This window comes from Erwinia phyllosphaerae (assembly GCF_019132875.1).
Lineage (GTDB): Bacteria > Pseudomonadota > Gammaproteobacteria > Enterobacterales > Enterobacteriaceae > Erwinia > Erwinia phyllosphaerae.
On the sequence record NZ_JAHSPF010000007.1, the window covers coordinates 165,341 to 188,797 of the forward strand.

General features: G+C 53.4%; 21 protein-coding genes and 1 pseudogene. 7 read left to right on the forward strand and 15 right to left on the reverse strand.

Going from position 1 to position 23,457, the window contains the following annotated elements:
- The first annotated feature begins 25 nt into the window (after window positions 1–25).
- The gene (gene rlmC / locus KUE00_RS14020; protein ID WP_246760511.1) at window positions 26–1,153 is read left to right on the forward strand and encodes a 23S rRNA (uracil(747)-C(5))-methyltransferase RlmC; all 1,128 of its coding nucleotides are present in this window, start codon (window positions 26–28) and stop codon (window positions 1,151–1,153) included.
- On the opposite strand, the gene KUE00_RS14025 is transcribed toward rlmC, so the two are convergent.
- From KUE00_RS14025 to KUE00_RS14050, 6 genes are all read right to left on the reverse strand, one after another.
- A complete protein-coding gene (locus KUE00_RS14025; RefSeq protein WP_246760512.1) occupies window positions 1,139–1,900 on the reverse strand; it encodes a transporter substrate-binding domain-containing protein in 762 nt (253 codons plus the stop codon). The two genes, rlmC and KUE00_RS14025, sit on opposite strands and share 15 nt — an antisense overlap.
- Before the next feature lie 124 nt (window positions 1,901–2,024).
- On the reverse strand, window positions 2,025–2,693 hold the full coding sequence (gene artM, locus KUE00_RS14030) for an arginine ABC transporter permease ArtM (protein WP_246760513.1): 669 nt from the start codon (window positions 2,691–2,693) through the stop codon (window positions 2,025–2,027).
- Window positions 2,693–3,409, reverse strand: a complete 717-nt coding sequence (gene artQ / locus KUE00_RS14035; RefSeq protein WP_246760514.1) for an arginine ABC transporter permease ArtQ — start codon at window positions 3,407–3,409, stop codon at window positions 2,693–2,695. Before artQ ends, artM begins: the two co-directional genes overlap by 1 nt.
- Window positions 3,410–3,413: 4 nt before the next feature.
- A complete protein-coding gene (gene artJ, locus KUE00_RS14040) occupies window positions 3,414–4,145 on the reverse strand; it encodes an arginine ABC transporter substrate-binding protein (protein WP_246760515.1) in 732 nt (243 codons plus the stop codon).
- A 14-nt stretch (window positions 4,146–4,159) separates the two neighbouring features.
- A complete protein-coding gene (gene artP / locus KUE00_RS14045; protein ID WP_246760598.1) occupies window positions 4,160–4,888 on the reverse strand; it encodes an arginine ABC transporter ATP-binding protein ArtP in 729 nt (242 codons plus the stop codon).
- A 275-nt stretch (window positions 4,889–5,163) separates the two neighbouring features.
- Window positions 5,164–5,703, reverse strand: a complete 540-nt coding sequence (locus tag KUE00_RS14050) for a lipoprotein (protein WP_414148966.1) — start codon at window positions 5,701–5,703, stop codon at window positions 5,164–5,166.
- A gap of 99 nt (window positions 5,704–5,802) precedes the next feature.
- On the opposite strand from KUE00_RS14050, the gene KUE00_RS14055 reads away from it, so the two are divergent.
- Together KUE00_RS14055 and KUE00_RS14060 are read left to right on the forward strand one after the other, a co-directional pair.
- On the forward strand, window positions 5,803–6,126 hold the full coding sequence (locus KUE00_RS14055) for a heavy metal-binding domain-containing protein (protein WP_246760517.1): 324 nt from the start codon (window positions 5,803–5,805) through the stop codon (window positions 6,124–6,126).
- The gene (locus KUE00_RS14060; protein WP_246760518.1) at window positions 6,126–6,947 is read left to right on the forward strand and encodes an N-acetylmuramoyl-L-alanine amidase; all 822 of its coding nucleotides are present in this window, start codon (window positions 6,126–6,128) and stop codon (window positions 6,945–6,947) included. The genes KUE00_RS14055 and KUE00_RS14060 overlap by 1 nt, the downstream gene beginning before the upstream one ends.
- Here the strand turns inward: KUE00_RS14060 and ltaE are convergent.
- From ltaE to cspD, 4 genes are all read right to left on the reverse strand, one after another.
- On the reverse strand, window positions 6,944–7,948 hold the full coding sequence (gene ltaE / locus KUE00_RS14065) for a low-specificity L-threonine aldolase (RefSeq protein ID WP_246760519.1): 1,005 nt from the start codon (window positions 7,946–7,948) through the stop codon (window positions 6,944–6,946). The two genes, KUE00_RS14060 and ltaE, sit on opposite strands and share 4 nt — an antisense overlap.
- A 63-nt stretch (window positions 7,949–8,011) precedes the next feature.
- The gene (gene poxB, locus KUE00_RS14070) at window positions 8,012–9,733 is read right to left on the reverse strand and encodes a ubiquinone-dependent pyruvate dehydrogenase (RefSeq protein WP_246760520.1); all 1,722 of its coding nucleotides are present in this window, start codon (window positions 9,731–9,733) and stop codon (window positions 8,012–8,014) included.
- Between the two features lie 127 nt (window positions 9,734–9,860).
- Window positions 9,861–11,519, reverse strand: coding sequence for a hydroxylamine reductase (hcp, locus tag KUE00_RS14075; protein ID WP_246760521.1), 1,659 nt, complete (start codon window positions 11,517–11,519; stop codon window positions 9,861–9,863).
- Window positions 11,520–11,824: 305 nt separating this feature from the next.
- The gene (gene cspD, locus KUE00_RS14080) at window positions 11,825–12,052 is read right to left on the reverse strand and encodes a cold shock-like protein CspD (protein ID WP_246760522.1); all 228 of its coding nucleotides are present in this window, start codon (window positions 12,050–12,052) and stop codon (window positions 11,825–11,827) included.
- Between the two features lie 315 nt (window positions 12,053–12,367).
- On the opposite strand from cspD, the gene clpS reads away from it, so the two are divergent.
- Window positions 12,368–12,688 (forward strand): ATP-dependent Clp protease adapter ClpS, encoded by a 321-nt coding sequence (gene clpS / locus KUE00_RS14085; protein WP_246760523.1) that lies wholly within the window; start codon window positions 12,368–12,370, stop codon window positions 12,686–12,688.
- Between the two features lie 28 nt (window positions 12,689–12,716).
- A complete protein-coding gene (clpA, locus tag KUE00_RS14090; RefSeq protein WP_246760524.1) occupies window positions 12,717–14,993 on the forward strand; it encodes an ATP-dependent Clp protease ATP-binding subunit ClpA in 2,277 nt (758 codons plus the stop codon).
- 87 nt (window positions 14,994–15,080) lie between these two features.
- Here the strand turns inward: clpA and infA are convergent, their stop codons facing one another.
- From infA to trxB, 5 genes are all read right to left on the reverse strand, one after another.
- Complete coding sequence (gene infA, locus KUE00_RS14095) at window positions 15,081–15,299, reverse strand: translation initiation factor IF-1 (RefSeq protein WP_246760599.1); 219 nt, start codon at window positions 15,297–15,299, stop codon at window positions 15,081–15,083.
- 356 nt (window positions 15,300–15,655) lie between these two features.
- Window positions 15,656–16,348 carry a leucyl/phenylalanyl-tRNA--protein transferase gene (gene aat / locus KUE00_RS14100; protein WP_246760525.1) on the reverse strand — a complete coding sequence of 231 codons (693 nt, stop codon included), beginning with the start codon at window positions 16,346–16,348 and terminating at the stop codon, window positions 15,656–15,658.
- Between the two features lie 32 nt (window positions 16,349–16,380).
- Complete coding sequence (gene cydC, locus KUE00_RS14105; protein WP_246760526.1) at window positions 16,381–18,090, reverse strand: heme ABC transporter ATP-binding protein/permease CydC; 1,710 nt, start codon at window positions 18,088–18,090, stop codon at window positions 16,381–16,383.
- Window positions 18,087–19,847, reverse strand: a complete 1,761-nt coding sequence (cydD, locus tag KUE00_RS14110; RefSeq protein WP_246760527.1) for a heme ABC transporter permease/ATP-binding protein CydD — start codon at window positions 19,845–19,847, stop codon at window positions 18,087–18,089. Before cydD ends, cydC begins: the two co-directional genes overlap by 4 nt.
- Window positions 19,848–19,997: 150 nt before the next feature.
- Entirely contained in the window at window positions 19,998–20,963 is a 966-nt protein-coding gene (gene trxB, locus KUE00_RS14115; protein WP_246760528.1) for a thioredoxin-disulfide reductase, read from the reverse strand.
- A 502-nt stretch (window positions 20,964–21,465) separates the two neighbouring features.
- On the opposite strand from trxB, the gene lrp reads away from it, so the two are divergent.
- The gene (gene lrp, locus KUE00_RS14120; protein WP_006118610.1) at window positions 21,466–21,960 is read left to right on the forward strand and encodes a leucine-responsive transcriptional regulator Lrp; all 495 of its coding nucleotides are present in this window, start codon (window positions 21,466–21,468) and stop codon (window positions 21,958–21,960) included.
- A gap of 119 nt (window positions 21,961–22,079) precedes the next feature.
- Window positions 22,080–23,366, forward strand: a pseudogene (locus tag KUE00_RS21970) (DNA translocase FtsK 4TM domain-containing protein); the annotation flags it as partial.
- Between the last annotated feature and the right edge of the window lie 91 nt (window positions 23,367–23,457).

The following is a 23,457-nucleotide window of genomic DNA, read 5'->3' on the forward strand; positions in this document are numbered from 1 at the left end:
CCCGTTTTCGCTTTAGAGATCCCCCATGCATTGCGCCCTTTATGATGCCGACCGCTGTCGATCCTGTCAGTGGCTGGACCTTCCCTATACCAGACAGCTTGAACAGAAACAGGAACGGCTGCACCAGTTGCTGGCAGAGCAGACCGTGGAAAGCTGGCTGCCGCCCGCTGTTTCTGCGCAGCAAGGGTTTCGTAACAAGGCGAAAATGGTGGTAAGCGGCAGCGTAGAACGGCCAGTGCTGGGGATCATGCATGCCGACGGCACGCCCGTCGATCTTTGCGCCTGTCCACTTTATCCTGACAGCTTTAGCGCTGTTTTTGCGGAGCTGAAGCCGTTTATCGCTCGCGCAGGCCTGACGCCTTATAACGTGGCGCGCAAACGCGGCGAGCTAAAGTTTATCCTGCTGATGCAAAGCAGCCTCACGGGGGAACTGATGCTGCGTTTTGTGCTGCGTTCAAAAGAGAAGCTGGCGCAGCTCAAGCGGGCCATCCCGGAATTGCAGCAGCGGCTGCCGCAGTTAAGCGTCATCTCGGCCAATATCCAGCCGGTACATATGGCGATTCTGGAAGGTGAAGAGGAAATCGCGCTAAGCGAAAGCCAGGCGCTGGCCGAACAGCTAAACAATGTGCCGCTCTGGATCCGGCCACAAAGTTTTTTCCAGACCAACCCGGCGGTGGCCGCCTCGCTTTACGCCACGGCAAGGGCCTGGGTAAGCGACCTTAACATCAAAAGCATGTGGGATCTTTTCTGCGGCGTAGGCGGTTTTGGCCTGCACTGTACGACGCCAGAGATGACGTTAACCGGTATCGAAATCAATGCCGAAGCGATAGCCTGCGCAAAACGCTCGGCCGAGCAGATGGGGTTGAACAAGGTCAGCTTTGCAGCACTGGATTCTACCGCTTTTGCTACGGGCGAAGGCAGCGTGCCCGATCTGGTGCTGGTCAATCCGCCACGTCGCGGCATTGGCGCAGCGCTTTGTGATTACCTGAGCAGCATGGCACCGCCGTTTATTCTTTACTCCAGCTGTAACGCGCAGACGATGGCCAGCGATATTGCCCGGATGAGCGACTATGCCATTGTCAAAGTGCAGCTTTTCGATATGTTCCCGCATACCGCGCACAGTGAAGTATTAACGCTGTTACGGCGACTTTGACTCGGGGGGGAGCGGGCTGGCGCTGCCAAACCAGCGTAGTCTGAGCGCCTGCAGCGTACCGTCTGCCGTCATGCTCTGTAACGCTGTATTGAGCTGAACCAACAGTGCATTATTGCCTTTATGCACCGCAATGCCCAGGCCGGAACCGAAATAGCGGGCGTCCGTTACCGGTTCGCCAACGACGGCCAGGTCAGGATTGGCCTTTATCATCGCCTGCATAGAGGGCGTTTCGCCGAAAATACCGTCCAGCCGGGCGTTGCGGATATCCAGTAGCGCATTCTGGTAATTGTCATAGCTCACGGTAACAATCTCCGGCCACGAAGACTGCAGCCAGGCCTGGAGCGTTGTGGCATCGGCCACGCCAACGCGCTTACCTTTAAGCTGAGAAAAAGAGGCGTATTGGTTTTTGATAGCGATGACGGTGGCAGAGCTCTCCAGATAGGATTGGGTGAAATCTGCCTGCGCCCGCCGCTCTTCCGTAATATCCAGTCCGGAAATCACCGCATCAAAGCGATTAAACTTAAGCGAAGGCAGCAGGCGGTCAAAGTCGCTGTTAGCAAAAGTACACTGCCGCTGCACTTTTTCGCAAAGCGCCTTTGCCAGATCGATATCAAAGCCAACCAGCTGATGCCCTTCGTTGAAATAAACAAAGGGGGGATAAGTTGCCGAGACGGCGAAACGAAGCGGGTCGCTGGCTTGCGTACCGGCACTAAATCCGATGAGAAGAAAGGCCCAAACCTTAAGCATGGCTCCAGTCCTTGCGCGAGTATTATCGGGTTAGTATGCGCGTTGTACAGACGACGCTATCCAGTAATTAAAAGCCAGATGATAGTTGTTTTTCCGCAAATGCCGGTGGTTGCCCACCGGCGCGTTAGTTTCTGTGCTCGAAAGCCAGCGCGCGACGCTCTATTAACCGCATCATCAGCGTCAGCAGTCCATTAACGCAAAGATAAATAAGGCCTGCTGCGGCAAAAACCGTTACGTCATAGGTACGACCATACAGCAGTTGCCCATGGCCCATGACTTCCATTAGCGTAATGGTGTAAGCCAGCGAGGTACTTTTAAACACCAGCACCACTTCGTTGGAATAGGAGGAGAGGGCGCGTTTAAAAGCGTAGGGCAGCAGAATGCGCAGCGTATCCTTACGGTTCATACCCAGCGCCGCACAGGATTGCCACTGCCCGGATGGGATAGCTTTCACCGCGCCGTAAAAAAGCTGGGTAGTGTAAGCCGCACTGTTAAGCGACAGCGCCAGCAAGGCGCAAAGCCACGGCTGCGACAGCAAATGCCACAGCCACGGAATCGCCTGGATAGACGGAAACTGCCCTGGCCCGTAGTAAATCAGGAAAATCTGTACCAGCAGCGGCGTGCCGGTAAACAGCGTGATGTAAGCACGGACAACCTGATGCAGCAGCGGTATCTTCAGGGAAAGAATAACGGTAAAGAGCAGCGACAGCAGCAGGGCCAGCAGCAGCGAAGCAACCGTCAGCGTCAGGCTGGTATGCAGTCCTTTGAGCAGTTCGGGTAGATAGCTCAGCATCAGTGACTCCCCTGTTCAAAGCGGGTGGTGCGGGCTTCAATGCGCTTTAAAACCTGCTGGCTAAGCAGCGTAATAACCAGGTAGATCGCAGCGGCAATCATATACCAGGTAAAAGGTTCCTGAGTGCGCGAAGCGATACTTTTCGTTTGCAGCATAATGTCGTTAACGCTAATCAGCGACACCAGCGCGGTATCTTTCAGCAGTACCAGCCACTGGTTGCCTAAGCCCGGCAGCGCGTGACGCCACATCTGCGGCAAAATCAAACGAAAGAAAATAGCGGAGGTTTTCATACCCAGCGCCTGGCCGGATTCCCACTGGCCCTGCGGCACCGCTTTTAGGGCACCGCGCAGCGTTTGCGAGGCGTAAGAAGAGTAGAGAATGGCTAAGGCGATGACGCCGCAGAGAAAAGGGCTAACGTCGAAATTTTCGATGGCCATTTGCACCGGCAGCGTAGTGAATCCCAGATGCAGCGTAAAGCCATCCGAAAGCGTTAACAGCAGCTGCGAAGCGCCAAAATAGACAAACAGCACCACCAGAATTTCCGGCAGGCCGCGAAACAGCGTGACCAGGCCCGTACCAATCCACGCTATGGGACGCCAGCTGGCCGACTCCCAGACGGCGAAAATCATCGCCAGAATCAGTCCTGCAATCAGCGCAGAAACGGCAAGGCCGACGGTCATCCCGGCGGCGCTTGCAAGAGGATAAAGTTCGCTCATTCCGTTATTGCTGGAACCATTTGGTGTAGATAGTTTTGTACGTACCGTTGGCTTTTACTTTATCCAGCGCGGCGTTGAATTTGCTCTGCAGGTCGGTGTTTCCCTGACGCACGGCGATGCCCAGACCGGTACCGAAATAGGCTTTATCCGTGACTTTTTCACCGACCGGTGCCAGTGCGGCATTTTGCTTCAGCCACTCGTTAACGACGGCAGTATCGCCAAACACGGCATCAATACGGCCGTTTTTCAGATCCAACACGGCATTCTGGTAGCTGTCGTAAGGCACCGTGGTGACGCCGGTCATTTTGTCCGTCAGATATTTTTGATGGGTAGTGCCGTTCTGTACGCCGACACGTTTGCCTTTCAGTGCGCTCACGTCTGCGATTTTACCCTTTTGCGCGATGAACAGCGCGGAGTTGTCGTAGTAAGCTTTAGAGAACAGAACCTGCTTTTCACGCTCAGGCGTGATGTCCATACCCGCCATCACCGCGTCAAAACGACGGAATTTCAGGCTTGGGATCAGGCTGTCGAACGCCTGATTAGTGAAGGTGCAGGTTGCGTCAATCTCTTTGCACAGGGCATTAGCCAGATCGACATCAAAGCCCTGGATTTTATTTTCTGAATCCACGAATTCAAAAGGAGGGTAAGACGCTTCGGTAGCAAAACGGATGGTCTGCGCAGCGCTCGCGCTCAGGCTTACACCGGCTAACAGCGCGGCAAGTACGATTTTTTTCATCATTATGTCCTGCATCAGTGCGAAAGATAGTTGGCAAACGCTTCGGTTTGCGGCTGTGTAAAGCGGCTGGCGTCACCCTGTTCCACAATATAACCATTTTCCATATAGACGACGCGGCTGGCCGTCTTGCGCGCCACCTCCACCTCGTGGGTGACGATCACCTGCGTAATATTGGTTTCTGAAAGTTCCTGAATGATCGCAACGATCTGCGCGGTGATTTCTGGATCCAGCGCCGCTGTGGGTTCATCAAACAGCAGCACCGCAGGTTCCATCATCAGCGCGCGAGCAATGGCCACCCGCTGCTGTTGACCACCAGAAAGATGCAGTGGAAAGCGATCGGCAAATTTGGTCAGGCGCAGACGGTCCAACAGTTTTTCTGCACGCGCCAGCGCCCGATCTTTGCTCAGGCCCAGCACGCGGCAGGGCGCTTCGATCAGGTTTTGCATCACCGTCAGGTGTGGCCAGAGATTATACTGTTGGAAAACCATCCCAACGTTCTGGCGCAGCTCACGAATAGCGACATCGCCAGGGGCTTTGCTGAAGTCAAAATGGTGGCCGGCAATAGCCAGCGTACCGGAGCGCGGCATCTCCAGCAGATTCAACACGCGCAGCAGCGAACTCTTGCCCGCGCCGCTTGGCCCCAGCAATACCAGCGTTTCGCCTTCCGGGCATGACAGTTGTATATCAAAAAGCGCCTGATGGGCACCATAAAAGCAGTTTACAGCGTTAAGTTGAATACTCATGCGCAAAAAGTGAATAGCCATTAGTGCTGCGAATCTTAACGTCGACGGCATAGTTATGCAATCAACGCCGTGGAAAATTCGCTTATGCAGCGAAGTTATCCTGAAGGCTAGCACAAAATGACGTTAATCGAATGAAAATGCAGCGTTATTGTGATGATAGACGGTGAGCTACGTTAAAATTTTGTTTAGAAAAACAGGGTGGTTAAAATTGCAGCATGTTAAGAGTTCCGTCTCGCAGCATAATCAGTGCGAGACGGTGCTTTCCGGATAAGCGATTATTTCAGCAGTCGCTGGCTGAGTGAACCGCCTTCAATATGCGGAGCCGGGCTGGTATAACGCACGTCGTCAACCGCCCAGCAGGTGCCTTCGCGCACCATTAATACTTCATCCTGCCATTCCTGCGGCTTGTCGCCATCACGGCTTAGCTTAACGCGCAACGGAATATTTCGCGCATCGCGGTTAGGAATGGTTGAGGCATCCGCCACGCTGGCAGAGCCAGGGCCAGCTGCCAGGCTGGAGAAAATATCGCCCTGTAGCGCAGCTTCTTTCTGCGGATTGTTACTGGCTTTCAACAGCGTCTGATAAAGCTTATCGCTCAGGTAAGGGCGATATTTTGCCAGCAGTGCAGCATCCGGCAGGCCCTGAGTCGGTTGACTGGTGCGTAAATCATAAAACTGTTGCGCAACGGTATCCGGGCCACCGTCGACACAGGGAGAGGTACGGCTGCCGTTATCCTTATAGACCGGTTCTACCGTGGTACAGGCACTGAGCAGCAGTGCCAGCGGAGCCAGAGCGGCGAGTAATTTCATCTTGATTTCCTTATGGTTTCTGGATGGCGTTTTTTAGCATAAAGTATAGCTGGTTCGCCTGGCGATAAGAGCTAAAACCCACAATCTGCACACAAGGAGTCAATGATGCAATTTTCTACTACCCCGACGCTGGAAGGGCAACCCATTACGCAATACTGCGGCGTGGTGACTGGCGAAGCGATTCTGGGCGCTAATATTTTCCGTGATTTCTTTGCCGGTATCCGCGATATCGTCGGCGGTCGCTCGGGCGCCTATGAGAAAGAGTTGCGCAAGGCACGGCAGATAGCTTTTGCCGAGCTGGAAGAACAGGCCAAAGCACTGGGTGCGGACGCCGTGGTTGGCATTGATATTGATTACGAAACGGTCGGCAAAGATAGCAGCATGCTGATGGTCAGCGTCAGCGGCACTGCTGTAAAAACAGGTCGCTGATGCGTTTGCTGATGGCCGTGGCGGCGGCGTTAATGCTGAGCGCCTGTACGTCCGGGCTGGAGAAGCAGGATGGCTACGTGGTTGACACTCGCCATACGGCTTACGGCGCCCGGCCGCGTATCAAAACGCTGGTTATTCACTATACGGCAGAGGATTTTCCCCGGTCGCTGGCCACGCTGACCGATCGTGAAGTCAGCGTGCACTATCTGATAGCGGCTAAACCACAGCGGCACGGAAATCAGCCCACGGTGCTGCGGCTGGTGCCGGAAACCGAGCTGGCGTGGCATGCAGGTAACAGTTTCTGGCGTGGCGCGACAAGGCTGAATGATACCTCAATCGGCATTGAACTGGAGAATCCGGGCTACCGCCGTACCACGAACGGGCGGGTCTGGTATCCTTTTTCCGGCGAGCAGATAGCGGCGTTAAGGCCCTTAATACGAGATATCGTTTTTCGTTACAACATACAACCACAGAATGTGGTTGGGCACAGCGATATCGCGCCACAGCGTAAGCAGGATCCCGGCCCGCTGTTTCCCTGGCACTGGCTCTACGAGCAGGGATTGGGCGCGTGGCCGGATGCTGAACGCGTACAATATTACCTGGCGGGCAGGGCGCCGGAGCAGCTAACCGATCGGGCTTCCCTGCTGGCGTTGCTTTCGCGTTACGGCTACGAAGTCACGCCAGCGATGTCTGACCAACAGCAACAGAAGGTCATTGCGGCTTTCCAGATGCATTTTCGACCGGCAAACTTTCAGGGTATTGCCGATGCACAAAGCGAGGCAATAGCCAGAGCGCTGCTGGAAAAATATGGCGAAAATTAGCTATTGGCTAAAAACGCTTTCCATTCGGCCACCACTTTTTCCAGCGCCTGGCGATCCACATCCAGATGGGTAACTATGCGGGTAACCGCGCCGGTAGGCAGAATAATGCCTTTTTCATGCATCCACGCTTTAAGCGGCGCGATCTGCTCTTGCGGCAGGCGCACAAAAACCATATTGGTGTTCTGGCTGGAAACCTGTACGCCAGCTTCTTTTAGCTGTGCCGCCAGCCAGGCCGCGTTGTCGTGATCTTCCTGCAGGCGTGCGACGTTATGTTCCAGCGCGTAAAGGCCAGCCGCCGCCAGTATGCCCGACTGACGCATGGCGCCGCCGGTCATTTTGCGCCAGCGTTTTGCTCGCTCTATATACTCTTTGCTGCCGCACAGTAGTGAGCCAACAGGCGTGCCAAGGCCTTTTGACAGGCAGATAGTCAGCGTGTCGCAATATTGTGCCAGGTCCTGTAGCGTCACGTTTAGCGCTACCACGGCGTTGAAAATGCGCGCGCCATCGACGTGTAGCGCCAGCTTATGTTGACGGGTAAATTCCCACGCTTCCTGCAAATAGCTTAGCGGCAGGACTTTGCCATTATGGGTATTTTCAAGGCTTAACAGTTTAGTTATCGCAAAGTGAAAGTCGTCAGGCTTAATAAATTGTTCGACTACGTCCAGCGGCAACGTGCCGTCTTTGGCGGCCAGGACCGGCTGGGGTTGAATACTGCCAAGCACGGCGGCCCCGCCAGCTTCGTACTTATAATTGTGGGCCAGCTGACCCACAATATATTCTTCGCCACGCTGACAGTGGCAAAGCAGCGCAACAAGATTAGCCTGGGTTCCCGTCGGCAGGAAAAGCGCCGCCTCTTTTCCGCTGAGGGCGGCCGCTTTGGCTTCCAGCGCGTTAACGGTTGGATCATCACCATAAACATCGTCGCCGGTTTCAGCCGCCATCATGGCTGACAGCATAGCTGCCGAGGGGCGGGTTACCGTATCACTGCGTAAGTCGATCACTGTTGCGCTCCTTGATGTAAGAACGGACGCCGAAGCGTCCGTAACATTAGCTCTGCCAATGTTTTACCGCAGCCAGTTAGTTTTTGCCAGCTCTACCACTTCATCACCGCGACCGCTGATAATAGCGCGCAGCATATAGAGGCTAAAGCCTTTGGCCTGCTCCATTTTGATCTGTGGCGGCATTACCAGCTCTTCACTGGCGGTGATAACGTCCAGCAGCACAGGGCCGTCGTGCGCCAGCATCTCCTGAATAGCGCTATCCAGCTCGGATGCACGCTCCACGCGAATCCCTTTTACGCCACAGGCTTTAGCAATATCGGCAAAAGCAGGGTTATGCAGCTCGGTGCCGTCTGTCAGATAGCCGCCGGACTGCATTTCCATCGCCACGAATCCCAGCGAGCTGTTGTTAAATACCACCAGCTTCACCGGTAATTTAAGCTGGGCAACGGTAAGGAAATCGCCCATCAACATTGAAAAACCGCCGTCGCCGCACATGGCAATAACCTGGCGCTGCTTATCAATTGACTGCGCGCCCAGCGCCTGAGGCATGGCGTTTGCCATCGAACCGTGGTTGAAAGAACCCAGCAGGCGACGCTTGCCGTTCATTTTCAGGTAGCGCGCGGCCCACACGGTCGGCGTACCGACGTCGCAGGTGAAAATAGCATCTTCGCTGGCGAAATGGCTGAGCTGCTGCGCCAGATACTGCGGATGAATCGCCTGCTTGTCATTTGGCGTTGCCAGGTCATCAAGGCTTTTTCTGGCATCTTGATAGTGCCGTAATGCTTTATCAAGAAAGCGACGATCTTCTTTTACTTCAAGCCGTGGAAGCAGTGCGCAAAGGGCGGCTCTGACATCGCCAACCAGCGCCATATCAACGTGGCAGTGCGAACCAATGCTGCCCGGGTCGATATCGATCTGAATGATTTTTGCATCCGTGGGATAAAAGGCCCGATACGGGAAGCGCGTACCCAGCAGGACTACCGTATCGGCATTCATCATGGCATGGTAGCCCGATGAGAAGCCGATCAGGCCGGTCATCCCTACATCGTAAGGGTTGTCATACTCAATATGTTCTTTGCCGCGCAATGCATGGACGATAGGGGCTTTGAGCGTCTCCGCCAGCTGCACCACTTCCTCATGCGCACCCGCACAGCCATAGCCGCACATCAGGGTGATGTTTTTAGCTTCATTCAGTACCTGCGCCAGCTTGTCCAGCTCGCTTGCCGGTGGCTGAACAATGGGAAACTGCGGCGGATACCACTCCGCGCTGGCACCTTCTGGCGCAGGGTGTAGCGCAATATCGCCAGGAATAACCACCACCGACACGCCCCGGTTAATAATGGCTTTCCGCATGGCGATAGCCAGCACCTGCGGAAGCTGTTCAGGATTAGAGACCAGCTCGCAATAATGGCTGCACTCTTTGAACAACTCCTGCGGATGCGTTTCCTGAAAATATCCGCTACCGATTTCGCTGGAAGGAATATGCGCGGCGATAGCGAGTACCGGCACGTTGTTGCGATGGCAGTCATACAGGCCATTAATCAGATGCAGGTTGCCTGGCCCACAGGAGCCGGCACAGACGGCCAGTTCGCCGCTAATCTGCGCCTCGGCTCCGGCCGCGAAGGCCGCCACTTCCTCATGGCGGGTTGGCATCCATTCAATGGTGCCCATGCGATTCAGGCTATCGCTCAGGCCGTTAAGTGAATCCCCGGTTACGCCCCAAATGCGCTTCACGCCGGCGTTTTCAAGCGTTTTTGCCAACAGTGCGGCTAACGTTTGCTTCATCTCTGACTCCTTTTCTATGTTTGGTGAGTCATCTTCCCGATGGCAGAATGATCTTCAGCAAAAAGCATAGTCCAGGCTGAGTGAAGGGAAAGGTAAGAAACAACCGGCTTTTCCTGGTATAAGTAAATCATCCGACAGAAGAAGTATCCGCAGGCAGCAATGCTGCCAGATCTTCTTCCACCGTAGATATCGTTCGCAGACCAAATTCTTTTTTTAATACCGCCTGCAAATTTGCCGTCAGAAAAGCGGGTGCCGTGGGACCGGTGTAAATATTCTTCACGCCCAGCGACAGCAGCGTCAGTAAGACGACAATGGCTTTCTGCTCGAACCATGAAAGCACCAGCGACAACGGCAGTTCGTTAATATCGCAATGCAGTTTTTCCGCCAGCCTGAGCGCCAGTGCTACCGCCGCATAGCTGTCATTGCATTGTCCTGTATCCAGCAGGCGCGGCAGGCCGCCAAGCGTGCCAAAATCGAGCTTGTTAAAGCGATATTTTCCACAGCCCAAAGTAAGCAGCAGACAGTTATCGGGAATCGCCGTAGCCAGCCCGGTAAAGTAGTTACGCAGATTACGCGTGCCATCGCAGCCACCCACCACGAAAATATGTTTAAGCTGGCGCGCTGCTATCAGATCGAGCACGCTATCGGCAGCATCCAGCAATGTCTGTCGGCCAAAGCCGACGGTAATATGATGAGGCGGTTCGTCCTGACAAAAGCCAGGCATCGCTTGCGCCTGGGTAATCACCGCAGAAAAATCTTCGCCGTGCAAATGGGGCACGCCAGGCCATCCGACGATGCTGCGCGTCCAGATGCGCTGCTGATAATCGCCTCTGAAGGGATCGATAAGACAGTTGGAGGTCATGATGATCGGGCCTGGAAAAGCCGCAAACTCTTTTTGCTGATGCTGCCAGCCGCTGCCGTAATTGCCGGCCAGATGAGGATATTTTTTCAACTGCGGATAACCATGCGCAGGCAGCATTTCGCCATGGGTGAAGATGTTGATGTTGCTACCAGCCGTCTGCTCCAGCAGCAGCTGCAAATCTTTTAAATCATGTCCCGAAATTAAAATAGCTTTACCGGCGACCGGCTGTGTATTGACTAAAACGGGTTGCGGATCGCCATAAACGGTTGTCTGCGCTTTATCCAGCATAGCCATAATGGCGAAATTCATTTTGCCAATGCGCATGGCCGTGGCCAGCAGGTCGCTACTGTCGCTCGGCATGCTGCCCAGCCAGGCCATGATTTGATGAAATTGCTGATAGATCTCGTCGTCAAAATAGCCGTGTACGTGGGCGTGCTCCAGATAAGCTGCCGCGCCTTTCAGGCCGTACAGGCAGAGTAACCGTAAGCCAAGGATGTCTTCGTGCTCCTCTTGCCGATTCAGGCGAAAACGCAGCGCTTGCTGCCGCAGCTGATGGGGCTCGTTACCTTCCGGCACAATTTCCGCCATCGGGTGAAGTTTCATGTGATAAGGCTGCTGGCAGTGCGCTTTTAAGGTTTTGCGATAATTCACGGCCTGTTGCGCCAGCGCGACGATACGGCGATGGTCAAAATTTACGTTGGTTAACGTAGCAAAGAGTGCTTTTGGCACGAAGCTGTCGATCTCATGTAGCACAATCCCTTGCCGACGAGCTTCTAACGCCCATGCGGAAAGTCCCTGCAAAAGGGCGACCAACAAATCTTGCAGGTCGGAAGTCTGCGCCATTTTTCCGCAGGCGCCCTGTGTGCCGGTACAGCCGTTTCCTGCTGCACGGCGCTGGGTCTGTTCACACTGCATGCAAAACATACTGTTGCTCCTGAAAGGTGCATTTAAAATGCAACATTAGTGCACAATGCGTGTGTATGTTTTACAAAATGGCTCCGGGTTGATTTAGCGCAAACTATTCGGGCTAAACGGCGGACACGAAAGGTTTTTTAAGAAAAAAGGCGGGAAATCGGAAAGGGGATATGAGGAATTAATTTACAGGAAAACGGCCTTGAAAAATGACAGGACGGCTCCATTTTACTAGTGTTGGTAAATGTTGCCCATAAAAATGCCAGCGACGCTGGCTGGCATTTTATCGCAAGGTTGGTCAGAATGACTGAGGCAGATCAGGCGCTGACTGCTACTGCCGCATTGACAGGAACGATAAGGCTGGCGTGATTGCCTTTCGGCCCCTGATGCACATCAAACTGCACCTGCTGCCCGGCTTTCAGCGTTCTGTAGCCATCCATCTGGATAGTGGAGTAATGCGCGAAGATATCTTCGCCGCCACCGACCGGACAGATAAAGCCGAAGCCTTTGGCATTGTTGAACCATTTAACAGTACCCGTCTCCATGCTTTGATCCCTCGCAAGACGTTCAAATGGGTGAGGTAATGAGGCACAAGCCTCCTGGCTGGTTAAAACGCATCCAGCTTACGCCTGTACTGTAGAGAAATGCGGCCAGGCGTCAAGCGATTGCACGGTTAAGGCGAGCACGAAATCATCAAAATTTGAGGCAGTTAACGCTATTGCTATTTTTGTGATGAAGGTCGCGTAGTAACAAGATGCCGTAAAAATTCATCGGCACCGGACAGCATTCTGAGCGTGCTAAACTTACCCTTAGAGATGTTAGTCTGGCGCAAGCGAGTAACGTTTTCATATTGGGTACGTATGGGAAACACTAACGATTGGCTTAATTTTGAACATCTTGCAGATGACAAACTTCGGGAAGGTCTCAAGCCGCCTTCTATGTATAAAGTTATTCTGAATAATGACGATTATACACCTATGGAATTTGTTATTGACGTACTGCAAAAGTTCTTTTCTTATGATGTTGAACGTGCAACGCAACTGATGCTTACGGTTCACTATCAGGGAAAGGCGATCTGCGGTGTTTACACCGCCGAAGTGGCAGAAACCAAGGTCGCGCACATTAACAAGTACGCGAGGGAGAATGAACATCCGTTGTTGTGTACGCTGGAAAAAGCCTGAATAAGGCGATCTATTGGGGGAGGTGCCTATGCTCAATCAAGAACTGGAACTCAGTTTAAATATGGCTTTCGCCAGAGCGCGCGAGCACCGACATGAGTTTATGACCGTCGAGCATCTGCTGTTGGCGTTACTGAGTAACCCATCAGCACGAGAAGCTCTGGAAGCGTGTACGGTTGATATCGTGGCGCTGCGGCAGGAACTCGAAGCCTTCATTGAACAAACAACGCCGGTATTGCCGGTTAGCGAAGAAGAACGCGACACGCAGCCTACGCTCAGCTTCCAGCGCGTATTGCAGCGTGCAGTTTTCCACGTACAGTCCTCCGGCCGTAGCGAAGTAGCTGGCGCAAACGTGCTGGTCGCTATCTTCAGCGAGCAGGAGTCGCAGGCGGCTTATCTGCTGCGTAAACACGAGGTCAGCCGTCTTGACGTCGTAAACTTCATTTCTCACGGCACGCGTAAAGACGAAGCCGGCCCTGCGCCTGGCGCAGAAAATCCGGTCAACGAAGAGCAAGCAGGCGGGGAGGAACGTATGGAAAACTTCACCACCAATCTTAATCAGCTTGCTCGCGTAGGCGGTATCGATCCGCTGATCGGGCGGGATAAAGAGCTGGAGCGTACCGTCCAGGTTCTCTGCCGTCGCCGGAAAAACAATCCGCTGCTGGTGGGTGAATCGGGCGTGGGTAAAACGGCCATTGCTGAAGGGCTCGCCTGGCGTATTGTGCAGGGCGACGTGCCGGAAGTGATGAAAGATGCCACCATCTACTCTCTGGATATTGGTTCGCTGCTGGCCGGCACCAAGTATCGCGGCGACTTTGAAAAACGTTTCAAAGCGCTGCTCAAACAGCTTGAGCAGGATAACAGCAGCATTCTGTTTATCGATGAGATCCATACCATCATCGGCGCTGGCGCGGCTTCAGGCGGCCAGGTGGATGCTGCCAACCTGATTAAACCGCTGCTGTCCAGCGGCAAGATCCGCGTAATGGGTTCCACGACCTATCAGGAATTCAGCAATATCTTTGAAAAAGATCGCGCGCTGGCACGTCGTTTCCAGAAAATAGATATCACTGAACCTTCAGTTGATGAAACGGTACAGATCCTGAACGGGCTGAAACCGAAGTACGAAGCGCATCACGATGTTCGCTATACCGCAAAAGCGGTGCGTGCAGCGGTAGAGCTGGCGGTGAAATATATCAACGACCGCCATTTACCGGACAAAGCTATCGACGTTATTGACGAAGCAGGCGCGCGTGCACGACTGCTGCCGGTCAGCAAACGCAAGAAAACGGTCAACGTGGCGGATATTGAATCCGTGGTGGCCCGCATCGCGCGTATTCCTGAGAAGAGCGTTTCGGCAACGGATCGCGATACGCTGAAAACGCTGGGCGATCGTCTGAAAATGCTGGTATTCGGTCAGGATAACGCGATTGAAGCTTTAACCGAGGCGATTAAAATGAGCCGCGCCGGTTTAGGCCAGGATCGCAAGCCTGTCGGTTCTTTCCTGTTTGCTGGCCCGACGGGCGTAGGTAAAACAGAAGTTACCGTCCAGCTGGCGAAAGCGCTGGGCATTGAGCTGCTGCGTTTCGATATGTCGGAATATATGGAACGCCATACCGTCAGCCGCCTGATTGGTGCGCCTCCGGGTTATGTCGGCTTCGATCAGGGTGGCTTACTGACGGATGCGGTCATTAAACATCCGCATGCGGTAGTGCTGCTTGATGAGATTGAAAAAGCGCACCCGGACGTCTTTAACCTGCTGCTGCAGGTGATGGACAACGGTATGCTGACCGACAACAATGGCCGTAAAGCAGATTTCCGTAACGTAGTGCTGGTCATGACGACTAACGCCGGCGTTCGCGAAACCGAGCGTAAGTCAATTGGCCTGATCCAACAGGACAACAGTACTGACGCAATGGAAGAGATCAAAAAAATCTTTACGCCAGAGTTCCGCAACCGTCTCGACAATATTATCTGGTTCAAACATCTGGATGCCGTTGTTATCCATCAGGTGGTGGACAAGTTCATCGTCGAACTGCAGGCACAGCTGGATGCGAAAGGCGTGTCGCTGGAAGTCAGCGATGAAGCGCGCAACTGGCTGGCAGATAAAGGTTACGATAAAGCGATGGGCGCGCGTCCAATGGCGCGTACGGTACAGGAAAACCTGAAGAAACCGCTGGCAAACGAACTGCTGTTTGGTTCACTGGTGGATGGCGGATCGGTTTCGGTGGCGCTCGATAAAGAGAAGAACCAGCTGACCTACCATTTCCTCAGCGCCGAAAAGCGCAAAACGGAAGGGACTGTACACTAAAGTTGAAAAGCAAAAGGCCGGAAAATTTCCGGCCTTTTTTTTACCAGTACGCTACGCAAAACGTTTGCCAGTCTGGCGAATATGAATTTAGCGAATACGGAAGGTAATGCGACCTTTATTCAGGTCATAAGGAGTCAGCTCAACGGTAACTTTGTCCTGCATCGAGATGCGGATATAGTTTTTGCGTATTTTACCGGAAATGTGAGCGGTAACGATATGGTCATTCTCTAATTTAACACGGTACATGGTGTTAGGTAACACTTCGATTACCTCACCCTGCATTTCAATATTGTCTTCTTTGGCCATCATATCCTCTGGATGTTATAACCTTTGCCATTAATCGGCAAATAATGCCGAATTTCGGACTTTATGTAAAGAACTGCTGGCGGTTCCACCAGCGTCAGCCTCTCCGCCGCGTGAAACACGCAGAAGAGGCACACGATTAATCAGTAGTTGGCACAACACCAGGGAATAAGCGGTCTGCAAAATGGCTTTTTTATTCGCGGTTGCGCGTATTGAAAAGTAAGAGACAAAGTACGTAATATTCCTGGCTGCTCCACTCCCACTTCGCCAGTAACGAAGGCGATGGATAAACAACATACCAAACGCCTATATTATAACACCGTTATGGCCTTCTGGCTGCAAAACATCACGGCGAACGCTTAAAAAAGCGTTCGCTGCTGCCAGCAATCGGTGGAAAGAGGCTGATTAGCCAGCGAATCAACCAGCTTTAAATAGTCGTTGCGGCTGATTTCTTCAGCACCTAATGAGGCAGTATGCGGATTAAGCACCTGGCAGTCAATAAGCTTGCCGCCCTGCTGCTGGAAGTAGCGGCTGAAAACCAGCAGCGCCGTTTTTGAGGCATTTTCGCGACGGCTAAACATGGATTCACCGCAAAATATCTGTCCAAGCGCCAGGCCATACATGCCGCCCACCAGCTCATTATGGTGCCACACCTCAACAGACTGCGCATCACCCGCATCAAACAGCTTTTGCCAGGCATGTTTGACCGCAGGTGTTATCCAGGTCCCTTCGTCACGATCGTCAGCGCAGCCTTCCACCACTTCGCTAAAGCTTTGATTCAGGGTAACGCGGTAGGGCGATCGCTGATGAAAACGCTTCATGCTACGGCTCAGGTGAAATTTTTCCGGCCAGAGGACGGCGCGCGGATCGGGTGACCACCACAAAATAGGATCGCCAGGAGAAAACCAGGGAAAAATACCGCGATGATAGGCGCTCAGTAAACGCGGCACGCTGAGGTCGCCGCCCATCGCCAGCAGGCCGTTAGGTTCCCGCAGGGCCTTTTCCGGCGGTGGGAAATGAAGTGACTCTCTGGAGAGCTGAATCAAACGCATAGTAACTGTCTCTGTAACACGAGAGGCTATGACTATAGCGCAATCTGCTGGCAGAGAGAGCAGTAGCGGCTGCGTTTTGAGATTAATTCGACGTGGTTTCCCTGCTCAATGATCTGTCCGTCTTCCATAACGCAAATTTTGTCAAAATGCGCCAGATCCTGCAGGCGATGGGTCACCATAATCAGCGTTTTTCCCTGGGCGGCCTGGCGGATTAACGCTAAGATTTGCCGCTCGGTTTGGCTATCAAGCCCTTCAGTCGGTTCATCCAGCAGGAGCAGCGGGCCGTTATGCAGCAGCGCACGCGCCAGACCAAGTCGCCGTAACTCTCCGCCTGACAGCTGACGCCCGCCTTCGCCCAGCCAGGCGTTAAGCCCTTGCTTATGAGCCAGCAGCGTTTGCAGGCCTACCCGATCGAGCACGCTGGCAAGCTGCCGATCGCTACTGTCCGCCGCCGCTATCAGCAAGTTATCGCGCAGCGTGCCGTTGAACAGATGAACCCTTTGCGTTACTACGCTCGTCGCTTTACGTAACGAAGCTTCATCCCACTCTTTTAAAGCACGCCCATTCATTAAAATCATCCCTTCAGATGGATCCCATGCGCGGGTCAACAGCTGAAGTAACGTTGATTTTCCACAGCCGGTGCATCCTGACAGCGCAACATGTTCCCCTTGTGCTACTTCGAGTGAGATATTTTGCAGGGCCGCTTTGCCCGCCGTATAGGCGAAACTGACATTGCGCAGGCTTAAACAAATGCCGGCTGTATTTGTTTTCGTGGATGGAAACACGACGGTTGGCTGCTGCAAAATAAGGCTGCTGACGCGCCGGGCCGAGGCCATAACTTCTCCAAGATGCAGAAAGGCGCTGCCGACCGGTGCCAGCGCTTCAAAAGCCGCCAGCGTGCAGAATAAAAACAGAGCAATAACTGCGCCGGCCTGGCTATCTGCGCTTAGCCACAGCATCAGCACAGTGGTTATACCTGTTACGGTCATCAGTACAGCCTGCGATAAGCCGTTAAGACTGGCACGAGATCGCTGCACGCGAAGCCATTGTTGTTCCGTTTCATCCAGCACGGCGTAAAAACGCGGCTCCGCACCGTAGATTTTAAGTTCTGCCTGGCCACGCAACCAGGTCGTTAGCCGATCGCGGTAAAGCGAGCGCCAGTGCACCAGCGCTTCGCCTCCTGACTTACCCAGATAATAGAAAAGGGGAGGCAGCAGCAGCAGGCTCAGCAGCATGATTGCGCCGAGAGTCAGCGCAAGCGACCAGTTCAGCCAGCCCAGCCCTAGCGTAACCGCCAGAATAGCCGCAAGCGCGCCCAGCAGAGGAGAAATGAGCCGTAAATAGAGGTGATCGAGCGTATCTATATCGGCGACCAAACGCTGCAACAAATCGCCCTGACGAAGATGCGAAAGACCGCCCGGGGAAAGCGGGATCAGTTTATCGAAAGTGAAAACACGCAGGTGTTCAAGAATGCGAAACGTGCCGTCATGGCTGACCAGACGCTCGCCATATCGGGCAGCTGTACGGAGGATTGCCGCGCCGCGAACCCCGGCGGCAGGCAACATATAATTAAAGCCATAGAGACCTGCCGCACCTGCCAGCGAGCAGGCGGCCAGAAACCAGCCGGACAGCGTCAGTAAGGCAATACTGGCTAACAGCGCGACTATCGCCAGAAAAATCCCCAGCGCCAGGCGGCCGGTATGGAGGCGGTACAGGGCTAAAAAAGGGCGTAATAGCTTCATCTGTTTTCTCCAGCAGGCTGGAAAAATGTTTCTATTAACATGCCGCTTTGCAAAAGCAGCTGGTCTTTATCTTTTTGTGGGAAAATTTTGCCACTGTGCATTAGCCAGATCCTGTCCCAGTGCGTCAGCTGATCCAGCCGGTGCGTAATAAGCAGAGTGGTTTGACGACGGGAGGCGGCTTTAAGAGCCTGATTAACGTAACGTTCGCTTTCGCTGTCGAGACTGGCTCCCGGCTCGTCAAGCAGCAGCAAACGGCAGGATTTGTACAGCGCTCTGGCAACGGCAACGCGCTGTGCCTGGCCCACGGATAAGTTGGCTGCCTGTTCCTGCACAACCGTCTCTATTCCTTCGGGCAGGTCGGCAAGAAAACGTTCGATTCCTGCAAGCTTGCAAACCTGCGCCAGTTTTAACGGGTCGTTACTGCCGTCCAGCGCGATATTTTCACGCAGTGTTGCAGCGGGAAGATGGGGATTTTGCCCGACCCACGCAAGCTGCTGCTGCCAGAAGGGGGGTGAGATTTCGCGTAATTCAATGTCATTGATTTTTAACGATCCCTGATAGGGCAAATAGCCTGATAGCACATTAAATAGTGACGTTTTACCCGCGCCGCTTTGCCCAACAATTATGATGCGCTGTCCGGGTTCGATAACAAAATTCAATGGACCCGCCAGAACCGTCTCGTCAGGCGCGACAACCCGTAGATCCGTAGCAGTAATCGTTATGCCCCGGCTCAAATCGGGCGTCAATGCGCCCGGCGGTTGTCTTTCTGCTGTCAGGAATTTTTCCAGTGCATCAGCTGCGCCTACGGCCTGTGCTTTCGCATGGTAAAAAGATCCTAATTCCCTGAGCGGTTGAAAGAACTCTGGTGCAAGTATCAATGAAAGAAAACCGGCAAACAGCGTGACGCCAGCGCCATAGTGTCCAAAATTTAGCTCGCCGAGGTAAGAGAAGCCGAAATAAACGGCAATAACGGCTATCGAAACAGCGGCGAAAAATTCCAGAACGGCAGAGGAAAGAAAGGCCAGCCGCAGCACTTCCATAGTGCGCTGGCGAAACGTGGCGGAGGCTTCGCGAATGCGCTGGCTTTCTGCCATAGCCTGGTAAAACAGCCGCAGCGTTTCCAGACCGCGCAGACGATCGAGAAAATGACCGCTGAGCCGCGCCAGCGCCTGAAAATTGCGTCGGCTCGCGTCGGCTGCACCCATACCGGCTAAAGCCATAAACAGGGGAATAAGCGGTGCGGTAATTAATAATATGAGCGCCGCCATCCAGTTGATCGGGAAAAGGAAAATAAGAATGAGGCAGGGAATTAGCACGGCCAGCCACATTTGCGGCAGATAGCGGGAATAGTAATCCTGCATGTCTTCAATCTGCTCCAGCAAAAGCGTTACCCAGCTTCCGGCTGCTTTGGTTTTGACTATCGCCGGACCGGCTTCGCCAAGCTTTTTCAGCACCTGCTGCCGCAACTTTTGCCGAATTGCACAACCGCAGGCAAACGCTGCTTTTTCGCGTAGCCAGAGCAGGAAAGCACGCAGCAAAAAACAGCTAAAAAGCAGGATAAAATAAGGCGATAAACTTTCGCGAGGAAGCCCGTCGATAATAAGTGACTGTAGCAGCGTCGCCAGCAGCCATGCCTGACAAAGGATCAGCAAAGCGCCACCCGCGCCCAGCGCCAGCGAAACCTTAAACCAACCGTGACCGTAAATACGCTGCTTTCTAAGCCAGAGTAGTAATTCTTGCTGCCGTAATTTGTTCATGCTCTGCCGTAATGCTCTACATTCAGCCAATCAGTAGCTGAATGCCTTACAGTTACCAGGGGAAATTACCGGTAATGGTACCGCGCAGAAATGAAAAAGGCGACCCGTCCGGGGTCGCCTCTGGCAAGATAGCATCAGGCTTGTAACAAATTACTGAGACTCTTTAACCAGACCATCCAGATAGCGTTCGGCATCCAGGGCGGCCATACAGCCTGTTCCGGCCGAGGTAATCGCCTGGCGATAGATATGGTCCATCACGTCACCTGCAGCGAAGACGCCGGGAATGCTGGTTTGCGTAGCGTTGCCATGCAGGCCGGACTGCACCTTGATATAGCCATTTTCCAGCTCAAGCTGATCTTTAAAAATAGCCGTATTTGGGCTGTGACCAATAGCCACGAACAGACCCGCTACGCTCAGCTCTTTCTGCGAATCATCAAGCGTTGAGCGTAGACGCAGTGAGCTAACGCCCATCTGGTCGCCCAGGACTTCATCCAGCGTCTGGTTAGTGTGCAGCACGATGTTGCCGTTGCGCACTTTTTCCATCAGCCGGTCAATAAGGATCTTTTCTGCCCGGAAGCTGTCACGACGGTGAATCAGATGCACTTCTGCAGCAATGTTCGCCAGATAAAGCGCTTCTTCTACCGCCGTATTACCGCCGCCGATCACCGCGACTTTCTGGTTACGGTAGAAAAAACCGTCACAGGTCGCACAGGCTGAAACGCCACGGCCTTTAAATTCTTCTTCAGACGGCAGGCCAAGATAGCGGGCTGAAGCACCGGTTGCGATGATCAATGCGTCAGCAGTGTATTCGCCGCTGTCGCCCGTCAAGCGGAAAGGGCGGTTTTGCAAATCGACGTCGTGAATATGATCGAAAATAATTTCGGTATTAAATTTTGTCGCATGTTCGTGCATACGTTCCATCAGGCCCGGCCCGGTTAGATCGTGCGGATCGCCCGGCCAGTTTTCTACTTCTGTCGTCGTGGTCAGCTGGCCGCCTTTCTCCAGGCCGGTAATCAGCACTGGATTCAGGTTGGCGCGTGCCGCATAAACGGCTGCGGTATAACCTGCGGGACCGGAACCTAAAATAAGTAATTTACTGTGTCTGGCCTTGCTCATGAGACCCTCTCGAATTGACAACCATTTGCTGATTGTAGGGAATTTGCCGCGGCAAAAAAAGCATTCTGCGATTTTGTTAGCAATGGTTGTAAAAGGTTTAACCAATTTGCTCCCGAACGCTGCGCCATAGTGGGGCAATCCGGGTCGCAAGATGGTGCAGTACGGTAAATTTTCCATTATAAAACAGTTACGCAGCGTCACATCTGGCATGTTGTACTGATTTTAGTTGTTTTACTTTGACAATCGGCTGCGCTTTTGCGAAAACAGTGTAGGAAGCAGAGGGCATTCAGGCTGACAGGACAGGTTCTCTCTGTCCTCCGTGGCCGGATGAACTCAGTCTGTCATTGGTCATGACGCATGGTGTGGACAGACAACATGCGTCATACGGATGGGCGTGATAAACCGCAGCAGGCTCCAGACTTCACTTAGAACAGCCCTGTAACGGAGTAACCTTGTTCAGGGTATGGCAGGTCAAGGGAAGGCATTTAGAGAGACAATAATAATGGTAGACAATAAAAAACGGCCTGGAAAAGATCTCGACAGGATCGATCGCAACATCCTTAACGAACTGCAGAAGGATGGACGCATCTCAAACGTCGAGCTTTCCAAACGCGTAGGTTTATCACCTACACCATGCCTTGAGCGTGTACGTCGTCTTGAAAGACAGGGGTTTATCCTTGGCTATACCGCCCAGCTGAATCCACACTATCTGGATGCGTCGCTGTTGGTATTCGTTGAGATTACTCTGAATCGTGGTGCGCCTGACGTGTTTGAGCAATTTAACGCCGCGGTGCAAAAACTTGAGGAAACTCAAGAGTGTCATCTTGTTTCAGGCGATTTCGACTATTTGTTGAAAACGCGCGTGCCGGATATGTCGGCCTATCGTAAATTACTGGGTGAAACCCTGCTGCGCCTGCCGGGCGTAAACGATACGCGGACCTATGTCGTGATGGAAGAAGTGAAACAAAGTAACCGGTTAGTCATTAAGACACGGTAACACAGGGCAGGTGCAAAACCTGGTAGTTTTCGGTACACTCCTGTGAATTCATACAGGTTCAGCGTCGGGCTTGCCCGACGCTGTTGCCTCCATAGTTTACAGGCACCTGGAGAGTACTCTTGAGCCAGGAATACACAGAAGATAAAGAAGTGTCCTTACAGCCGTTAAGCAGTAGTCGTCGGCTGCTGGAAGCATTGTTGATCGTTGTTGCTCTTTTTGCCGTCTATCTGATGGTAGCGTTGTTGAGCTTTAACCCTTCCGATCCCAGCTGGTCGCAAACCGCCTGGCATGAACCAATCCACAATCTGGGTGGCAGTCCGGGCGCGTGGCTGGCCGATACGCTATTTTTCATTTTTGGCGTCATGGCCTATGCCATTCCTCCTGTTATCCTCGGGCTATGCTGGATTACCTTTCGTCAGCGACATTCGCAGGACTATATTGACTACTTTGCCGTTGCGCTGCGCCTGATTGGCGTACTGGCGCTGGTAGTCACTTCTTGTGGTCTTGCTGCGCTAAATGCTGATGATATCTGGTATTTTGCCTCCGGCGGCGTTATCGGCAGCCTGTTAAGCAACGCCATGGCCCCCTGGTTTAGTCCGGCAGGCGGCACGTTAACGCTTCTTTGCGTTTGGGCTGCGAGTGTGACGCTGTATACAGGCTGGTCGTGGCTGACCATTGCTGAAAAAATTGGCGCGGCGGTCATGGGCATATTGACCTTTGCCAGCAACCGTTCACGTGATGAAGAGCGTTGGCAGGAAGAGTACGATGACGAAGAACATGAACCGGCACCTGTTTTAAAGAAAAGCGCGCGTCGTGAAGAAGACGATGTGCTATTAAATCAGTCAGCAAATTTTTATGAAGATGATGACAGCGACCCGCTGTTAAGCAAGCCTGCGGCTGCTCCGGCTGCTCCGGCTGCTCCGGCTGCTCCGGCTGCTCCGGCTGCTCCGGCTGCTCCGGCTGCTCCGGCTGCTGTAGCTTCCCATACAGCTGCAGCACAGGGTGCGGCTACGGCGACCTTGGCAGCATCAACCCCGGTATCATCGGCAGCTGCTCCCGCCTCCACGCATACTGAACAGGCATTTTCGGCCGTCAAAGCCCCGGAACTTTATCGTTTTGAAGTGCCGGCAGAGACACCTGCACCAACCGTGCCCGTTGCTGAAGAAGATGATGCTCCGCGCATGGGTAACTGGCAGGAAGCCTCGGCTTCACCTTTTGATTTTTCTACGCCGCAAGCTACTCATTCCACTGAGATAGAACCGCATGCGGCTAATGTAGCGCAAGCGAGTGCTGTAGCCTCGGCGGCCTTTATGCCTGGCTTCAGCGCTACCAGTGAAACCACTAATCCGCAGGTGAAGCAGGGAATCGGGCCAGCGTTACCGCGGCCTAATCCCGTTAAGCTTCCCACCCGCCGCGAATTAGCTTCCTACGGTATTAAACTGCCGTCGCAGCGTATTGCAGAGGAAAAGGCGAAGGAAGAAGAGCAGCGCCTGCAGC